Source organism: Vibrio sp. 1401 (assembly GCF_033340295.1).
Map to the genome: position 1 here is coordinate 1 of NZ_JAWOWF010000122.1, position 1,223 is coordinate 1,223.

Genomic DNA, 1,223 nt, shown 5'->3' on the forward strand with positions numbered 1-1,223 from the left:
TTGGCAAAAGTGCAATTCGTCAACATTTGGCTAGTCTAGACCCAGCCAACAGCCGAGATATTGAAGCGCTGGCCGATGAGTTGTCGGGCAAGCGTCCCTTGCTTTATCGCGGTGTAGCAATGCTATTGGCTCACCACTCATTCGCTAAATCGCTGCGTGAAGACGCGGCTGGCATGTGGCTGCAAGAAAAGCGTCATCAACTGCATTCTGGTCTTCGCCTTCTGACGTTGATCGGCGTAATCAGCCCGCTAATTGGTCTTCTCGGCACAGTATTGGGATTGATTGAGATGTTTAAAGGCATTGCGGTTTCAACTGGGAACATCACACCTAACGATTTGGCCGACGGCTTGGGTTTAGCCATGCGCACAACGGCCGCAGGCTTGATCATCGCCCTACCCGCTATTTCTGGCGCACAAATCAGCGGTTTGTGGGTTGACCGCGTACTCGCCAAACTTGAGCATACTCTCAACTTCGTGAATTTGTGGCTTGAAGGGATTTACCTGCAGCACGTGTCTCCAGAAAAAACAACGGCAAGTGTCACCAAAACGGCTGAGGCGAAAGCTTCATGATCAAAGTACCACAGGACAATAACCGCAACGGCTTAACACCAGATTTAACACCGCTGTTAGACATCATTTTTATTGTGATGGTTTTCTTGATGCTTACCGCCGCAGTCAAACTCGGCTCATTAGATGTCGCGCTGCCAAGCTCCGACTCGCAGGCCGTTGCAGAGGTCGATAAGCAGTCGATTACCGTTAATATCCTCAAGGATGAGCCTTATTGGGCGATCAACGGACAGACGTACATTGATTGGGAAAACTTCACTCTCGCGCTGCTAGAAGAGAGTAAATCAACCGATAAACCTATTGTGATTGGTGCAGAAAAAACAGCCAATATTCAATCACTTGTTCAGCTTCTTGGCTTTTTGCAAGAAAACGGAATTCAGGCGACTCAATTGCTCACTGAAGAGTCGCCATAACAAGAACATAAAACTGAGAACATTTTCATGAAGAACACATTATCACCAGTGCGCACTGCGTTGACTGCTGCCGCTCTGTTACTTGCAAGCACGAACCTTTTTGCCGACAACGCCCCAAACTCAGAACGCGTCGTCAGTGCGGGCAGCGCCGTTACCGAACTACTACTTGCGCTCGATGCGAAAGACAGCTTGGTCGCCGTTGATGTAACCAGTTCTTTGCCGCAAGGCATGGAGTTACCCGACG

At 49.4% G+C, this 1,223-nt stretch carries 2 protein-coding genes and 1 pseudogene; all 3 read left to right on the forward strand.

Annotated features, from left to right (window positions below):
* Nucleotides 1–569, forward strand: a 569-nt coding sequence (locus tag R7Z77_RS23985; protein ID WP_318136876.1) for a MotA/TolQ/ExbB proton channel family protein, incomplete at its 5' end; no start/stop codon positions are given.
* Nucleotides 566–979, forward strand: coding sequence for a biopolymer transporter ExbD (locus R7Z77_RS23990; RefSeq protein WP_318136877.1), 414 nt, complete (start codon nt 566–568; stop codon nt 977–979). The genes R7Z77_RS23985 and R7Z77_RS23990, both read left to right, overlap by 4 nt.
* Nucleotides 980–1,006: 27 nt before the next feature.
* A pseudogene (locus R7Z77_RS23995) lies at nt 1,007–1,223 on the forward strand (hemin ABC transporter substrate-binding protein); the annotation flags it as partial.

Coding starts and splice junctions, on each gene's coding strand:
- R7Z77_RS23990 (WP_318136877.1), top strand. CDS start 566: ATGATCAAAGTACCACAGGACAATAACCGCAACGGCTTAACACCAGAT.